Below are 7,056 nucleotides of genomic sequence, written 5' to 3'. Positions count from 1 at the left end.
ATCATGCGGGTACTTCAGGTGAGTTTATTTGAGCGAAAACCACTGGTTGAGCTATTAAATCCAGAGCCACCAGATAAGCAAAAAAGGGATCCTCAACTGAGGATCCCTTTATGATCAAAAACTATGGGACAGCAGTGGCCCATGGGCTGCCTTTTTTGTGTCTGCAATTTCTGGCTTAAGCGGGCTCGGTTTCAGCGGCTTGCCTGCAGCTTTGCTCACAGTTCTCTTCGGCTACAGGCAGGTTCTGACGTGGGCAACTTTTCATTCTGTTACACAGATGCACGAAGTCGTGTCCGTTCATTGGGTAGCCATGCAACCAGCCCTGCTGCAGGTCGAAGCCCATCTGACTCAGGATGATTGCCTGCTCCTCTCTCTCCACCCCCTCGGCGATCGCCGACATGCCCAGTTTGCGGGTCAGATCAAAGATGGTGCTCAGCACGTCAGCATTGATAGAGTCGGTGCCCAGGGCGGCGACAAAGCTACGATCGGCTTTCAGGATATCGATCGGCAGGCTGCTCAGGTAGTTCAGGCCGCAGTAACCGGTGCCGAAGTCGTCGATGGCGATCTTGATGCCAGCGCTACGCAGCTGCTGTAGCGCCTGCTGAATTTGTTCGTCCGTATGTTCGACTACCTGATGCTCGGTAATCTCCAGCACCATGCCGGGAATAAAGACCGCGCGATCGAGGATGCCGTTGATGGTCTGGTGGTCTGTCAGGTGGCTGGCGCAGATGTTAAAGCTGATCTTAAAGTGGGGATCTTTTTGCAGTACTGGACCGAGCTCCCGGATCGTCTGGTCGATCTGGCGTAGGGTCATTGCCTTAATCAGGCCGGATTGCTCGGCCAGTGGGATAAAGGTCATGGGTGGCAGCATGCCCTTAAAGGGGTGGCGCCAACGCATCAAAACCTCGCACCCGACCGTGCGACCGCTGCTGGAGCAAACCAGCGGCTGGTAGAGGTTAAAAAACTCGTTGCGCTCCAGGGCGGATTTGATCTGGCGGATCGGGTCAACAATGCGGCGTTGTACACGGAAGCTGACCAGCACCAGCAGAACAAAGGCGGCACAGCCGGTGATCAACCATTCGGTGTTAAATCGGTAGATGCCCAGGTAGAGGCTCTCCAGATCCTGGCTGATGATCACACTCAACTGAGGTTGCGTCAGGAGGGGCTGTGCATAGGTGAAGTGCTGGCGACTGTTGTCGAGCAGGCCTTCGTGGCTCTGGGGTTCGTTAATCGGTAGCTGAATGCCGTTGGCTGCGAGTGGCAGTGAGTACTTGCCGTTGATCACCAAGGGTACGCCACTGTCGCTGTCTATAATCGCCATATAGCCCAACGGGTTATGGAAGAACTTCACTTCGCTCTTCAGCCAGGCGGTGCGGATAATTGCCTGCACCTTCCCGCCGTCTTTATGGTGGCGGTAAAGCTGGAAACCGGGGCCTGGGTGCTCGTCGATGATCAACGGGCCGCTAAAGTTAAGGCCTTTGTGGCTATTGGGACTGTCCAGTTTCAGAGGTGGATCGAAGCTGTGCCAGCTGTTGCAGCGCACGTTGTTGAAGCGGTCAACGTAGCGCAGGTCAGAGATTTGGGGAAGGGTGAGTAGCGTGCGTTGGGCGTTGAGGAACTGGGAGGTGTTGCATTCGATGGGCCGGTTTGCGCTGTCGATCAGGGCGAAGTTCACGTCGGTAAAGCTCTGATCGAGGTGTTCGGTGAGTGTGATCGCTTTCTGCGCCAATGCGGTACGCCGCAACTCTTTGCGTATCTCCAGCTCATAACTGAACAACGCAGCAGCCACTGCCAGCGTAATGAGCAGGCTGCTGAGTACCGGTACAATCAGGAGCATCAATGCTCCCTTGCGATCGGCCGCCATACATCTCCTCCCTTGTATGCGCATCGCTATATGCCAACAGGAATAGATTGTCGACAAAAGCCCCTAGCTAGCGTAGACGAAAAAGCAGGCTGCTGTACAGTTATTAAACAGATTTAGTTATGAGTTTATGCCTTTGTTCATTAAGCCTTGTTGCCAGATGCTGTATTTACGGTACGCGGATCAATTGGCTTGGTAGCTGTATACGTCCAGCAGCAGCCGCTCCTGCAGGCTGGAAAAGGTCTTGTCGATCGCCTTGTTTACCCCATCGCTCTGCTTAAAGGCCGTGACGCGGGTATCGCGGTTGTAGTTGTTCAGCATCTGGCCGTCACGGGTTGCTTCGAGTTTCACATTAAGATCGGCGATCACCACCTTAAGGTTTTCCGTCAGGCTGGATGTGCTGACATCCGACACCAGGCGTGCGGTCAGTAGCAGGTCGGCCTTCTGCTTGCGGGCTTTGCCAAGGCGGGCGTTCTGGCCGACGTTGCTCAGATCGATGTACGGGATATTCTGCTTATCCATCAACCGGAACAGTTGGCGCTTAACGCCTTGCGGTTGTTCGCCGTCCACAGCTACGGCAACCAGCAGATCGGTGCGCTGGCGTTGCAAAAGGCCAGCGAGGCTGAGGTTGTGTTCCAGTTGATCCCGGTTCAGGGTATGGATCACCCAGATGTTACTGGTCAGCCCCTGCTGCTGCCGGTAGCCAACGGTGCTGGATAGGATTGCTTTTTGCAGCGGCAGTTTGGTGGCCTTTTTATAGGCGGGATCACGTTTGCGCTGATTGAAGTGATCTGCCAGGTAGCTGCGGGCGAAACGGCCTTTGGCCTGCTGCAGCACTACCGGTTCGCTCGACATCAATGTGCTGTTGCTGGGTACCTGCAACTTCTGCAGCCAGATATCCAGCTTCTTGCCGTGCTTGAGGGCGTTGTAGACCGGATAGAGAAAATCATCCCCGGGCTCGCGCTTCGGCAGTTTGCCACTCGCCAGCCAACGAAACAGGGTCTGCATGCGTTTGCCGTTTTCACTGCTGGTACCCTCCAGCAGAGTGAGTGCGCCTTTCCAGTCCCGTTTTTGGATATGGGGACTGAGTTTCTCCCAGCGACCGGCCAACCAGGCCAGCTCCAGGTTGTTTTCGGCATCAAGTGACTGCCAGTCGATCTGAACCGGTCCCTGCAGTTTTGCCATGACGGCTTCGTAGTCGGTGTCGGCGAAGGAGATACCGGCTATCTGAAGCGGCTGTTTGCTGTGGATATATTGTTCGTTGTACGCCAAGCGGCTTTCTGTGGCACTAATCACCGGCTGGGTGCGGATTGAGTCGACTTCGATCGCGAGCGGACTGCTGTTGATCAGACTGTTGTGCAGCTGCAGTTGGCCGCCGTCGATCAGCACTGCAGTCTTATGGCCACTCAGGCTGGTGTTATTCAGGTGCAGGTGACTGCCGTTGTTGACCCTGATATCCAGACCTGTAAGTTTGCTGTCCTGCAGCTCCAGTGAGGCCTGGTGCAGGTGCAGCGTGGCGTTTTGTGCTGAGAGTTTCACCTGCTGCCAGGGCAGGCTGCTGTTGCTGTTGTGCAACGCGATCGCAAAACTGTCGCCGTTGATGGCGATGCTGGAATATTCCTGCCCGCGCAGGTTCAGTTGCCCCAGCGCTTTCAGACGGCTGTCGGGGGCGAATTCGATGATGGTGCCCGGTTCAACGCTGAGTTCCGCAGCAGGGCCGATCACCAATTCGCCGCTGATCTGGTACGGACTGCCCAGCGCCGACCAGTATTGTTGCGTATGCAAGGTGCCGCTGACCGGGGTTGGGCCGGGTTTCACCAGGGCAGTTGTCACGGTGGCTCCTGCCCCACGGTTCTTTGCGGCATCCTGGGGGGTTACGCGGTAGACGTAGGTGTGTTCCAGTGCCGCGTCTTTATCGAGGAAGCTGTTGATTGCGGTTTCGGCGATGGGCTGGTATTGGCCGTCGCTGATGTCCGCACGTTCAATCTGGTAGCTGATGGCACTGCCCCCGTCCTGCTGGCTTTGCCAGCTGAGCTGGATGCCCTGTGCCGACGCGCGGCCTTTAAGTTGCTGCAGAGGGACAGGTTTCTGGGTATCAAACTGGATGCGCCCAGACACGCGCCAGAACGTGCGGGCTTTGTCATTGGCGCGGATCGCACTGATCTCCACCACCGCATCTTCCAGTTCGTCACCCGGTTGCACCACGTAGCGACCGATGTAGTTACCCGGGCTCTGCTCGATCATCTCCACCGGCGCTTTTCCGGTCAGGGTGAATTCACTTATCAGGGCGGGTTCCGCTTCCATCAGTACCTTAAGCTCATCCCCGGCACGGAACGGACCTTCAGTGGCGTTGGAAATCGCCAGTCGGATAGCCGGAGGAGATAGGGTGTTTTGGCCCTCAGGCTCCGGGATGACCGCAGAGAACTTTCGTGCCAGCTGGTCGATGATCTGCAGACGGGTGGCCTCAGACAACACGTCGGCAGAGGTCACGGCGGTGGCAATAATGCCCAGCGGGTTCAGCGACAGCCCCCCCTCGCGCTCGATAATGGCGTCCTGATGCTGCCACACCTCTTTCTGCTTCTTGGCGTCGTAGAGGCGGGCGGTGACTGTGATCTCATAGTGGGCGTAAGCGGCGGCGTAGACCTTGTCGATTTTGTCCACGTTCACGAACAGCAGACCGTCTACCCCCAGCTCATGCGCAACCAGGTTTGGTGGCAGTTTGCTGTAGTGCTGGCCATGCTTCACCTCGATCCGGTTGAGGCCATGCTCCACCAGATGGGGTTTGATCAGGCTGAAATTACTGGTGCCAAGGGTGTTGTGCAGGGCGTGACTGATGTCCTGACGCTCGCTTTCCTCCCCCTGGCCGGTAGCGGGCAGGACGGCAATCCGTTTTGGCATGTCCGCAATGCCAATCAGTTTTTTGGTTTTCTCCGCAGCGATGCCCAAGGCGTTGCGTACACCGTTAACCGCCTGGTTGTCGGTGAGGGTATTTACAACGGCGTTGTTGCTGAGCTGTTCCAACACGCCTTGGTTGTCCTCTGCACTGAAGGCAGCCCCACTGAAACTACCCAACAGTATCAGGGCGGTGCTGAGTAGGCGTTTTACGCGGAACATGGGTGGAGCTCCTTATAGATCCGAATTCTCTGAAGACTTGAGGTGCGGAATCACTGTACCTGCAGTGCGATCGACTTCAGTAGCTGTAGTTGTTCTTCTGTTGGTTCCGCTTTAGCTTTGCGCAGCATGATCGCCTTACCCAGCTCGGTGACGGCGCTGCGGTTATTACCGGCCGCTTGCAGAATCTGCGACTGGGCCAGGTAGCGCTCTTCAGGGTTCTGCAGTTGCGCCACCAGTTTTTCGGCAATCTCGGTTGCCTGCTCCTGGGTCAGGGTACGCAGGATCTTCTGGTTGGCGGGCAGGTCGGCGGTCTGGGCCGGTTGCTGGTACAGACCGATCTCCAGCCCTTCAATGCTGCTGCCAGTGTGGCGCTGTTCGGCAGACAGGGTTTCGGCGTGCAACAGTTTGGCGTTGTCCGGGTTGATGATGCGGAAGGACGTGGTCACGCTGCCCAATTTACGGTGTTCGGTCACGTTAAAGGAGACGTTTTCCTTCAACTCCTTCTCGATGGTTGCCAACGGACGTGGTTGCTCGGCGCGGGCGCTTTCGCTCAGTTGCTGCCAGCGCTGGAACTCCGGGTTCGGCGCGGTTTCCAATTCAGTGACCACCCGTTTGGTGCGGCGGGTTTGCTGACTGGATTCGTCGACATTGGCTTCCAGTACGGCACCCTGAACCAGGAAATCGGCACTGCTAAGGTTGATCTCGCCACCTTCGCTGAGTGCTTTGATTTCCTGCTCCTTGAGCACGCTGTCGATGCTGTCCCGCTCCAGAATACGGATATCTTTGCGGTCTGCATTAACGAAGTACTCCACCAGTGCGGCAGTGATTAAAGCACCCAGGCCCGGTGCATTGCTCGGACTGTCGAACTGGCTGGCCGCCAGCTTAATCACACTGCGATCGTACAGCTGCTTCTCGCTGTTCTGCAGCATCGCCTGGTGCTCTGGGGTGACCTCATCGAAGTCGGTCATGATCTGCAGATACGCAAAGGCGAGTGCAGGTTGGTTGTTTTCGTATGCGTCGCGGGCGTTCAGGTAGATCTGGCTGAGGAACTCGCTGCTGGCGCTGGTATCAATCTCTTCCAGAGGCACCAGCTTGCTGACTGCGCGGGAACGAATCAAGTGGTTGTAGGCGGTTTGCAGGTCTTCTTCGCTGATCGCGGTCTGCGCCATCAGGTTGTAGTACTGCATGAGTTCGACAGCGTATGACTCGAGCTGTATCCGCTGGCGTGGATCGCTATAGGTATCGGCCAGCATCAGTACGGTGCGGTAGATGCTGTCGACGTCTCCAGCCTGTTGGTATTCCTTGAGTGACTGCAGGCTGGCTTTGAAGCGGGTATTGCTGATGCGCTCTTCCAGCTCATCAGACGGCTGGTATTTAACCAGTATGGCGAGCAGGTCGGCGGATGCTTGATATTGGGCGTTGTTGTACAGGTTGTCGGCCTGGATCAGACTCTCTGAGAGTAGCTGCTGGTTGCGCGCTGCGTGCATCTCACCCTTGCCGTCGAGGTCAAAAATAGCGGCAGATGTATCAAAACGCAGTGCGGGTTCCGCGGCACTGGTATCGGCAATCAATTGGGTGAGCTGCTCAACCCGTGCGTTGCGTTTTTCGCTTTCGCTTTGCAGGCGCTGCTGGGCCTGCTGGTAGCTGGCCGCATCCCATTGTTGCAGGGGCTGCAGCTCCAGGCGCAGGCTCTGCTCGGCACTTTGCGGCAGGATACCTTCAGCGTTGCTCAGATTGGCAATCCGCTGATCCAGGCGGCTCAGCTCACGCTGCGCCAGGGCTTGGCCTACCTTCTGCAGGGAGCCTTGCAGGGTTGTGTTGTCCGGTGATTTAGCCAGGTCGGCCTGAATCTGCTGGTACAGGCTGGTCAGCTCCGCGTTAGAAACGGCGGCCTGAATGTCAGCGTCAGAGATAGGTTTGATGTTGTTGCCACAGGCAACAAGCAGGGTGGCAGTCAGGCCCAGTGTCAGACCTTTTACATGCGTGCTTTTCCAGCGATTACTCAGACTCATCCCCAACTTCTTCCTTATCCATTCCATACAACAGAGGCTCAAGAATAGCAGATGAGACGGGGTACATAT

The 7,056-nt window shown here is 56.6% G+C and carries 3 protein-coding genes; all 3 read right to left on the bottom strand.

Annotated elements, in window-relative coordinates; translation table 11 throughout:
• Nucleotides 1-175 precede the first annotated feature (175 nt).
• The 3 genes from ACEQ15_RS17615 to ACEQ15_RS17605 all read right to left on the bottom strand — a co-directional run bounded on the left by ACEQ15_RS17615 (nucleotide 176) and on the right by ACEQ15_RS17605 (nucleotide 6,987).
• Entirely contained in the window at nucleotides 176-1,864 is a 1,689-nt protein-coding gene (locus ACEQ15_RS17615; RefSeq protein ID WP_370280565.1) for an EAL domain-containing protein, read from the bottom strand.
• A 180-nt stretch (nucleotides 1,865-2,044) separates the two neighbouring features.
• Entirely contained in the window at nucleotides 2,045-4,975 is a 2,931-nt protein-coding gene (locus ACEQ15_RS17610) for a GNA1162 family protein (protein ID WP_370280564.1), read from the bottom strand.
• Nucleotides 4,976-5,025: 50 nt separating this feature from the next.
• Nucleotides 5,026-6,987 carry a hypothetical protein gene (locus tag ACEQ15_RS17605; RefSeq protein ID WP_370280562.1) on the bottom strand — a complete coding sequence of 654 codons (1,962 nt, stop codon included), beginning with the start codon at nucleotides 6,985-6,987 and terminating at the stop codon, nucleotides 5,026-5,028.
• Nucleotides 6,988-7,056 lie beyond the last annotated feature (69 nt).

Source organism: Pontibacterium sp., from assembly GCF_964228735.1.
Lineage (GTDB): Bacteria > Pseudomonadota > Gammaproteobacteria > Pseudomonadales > Balneatricaceae > Pontibacterium.
This window is presented reverse-complemented; position numbering and strand designations above follow the sequence as displayed.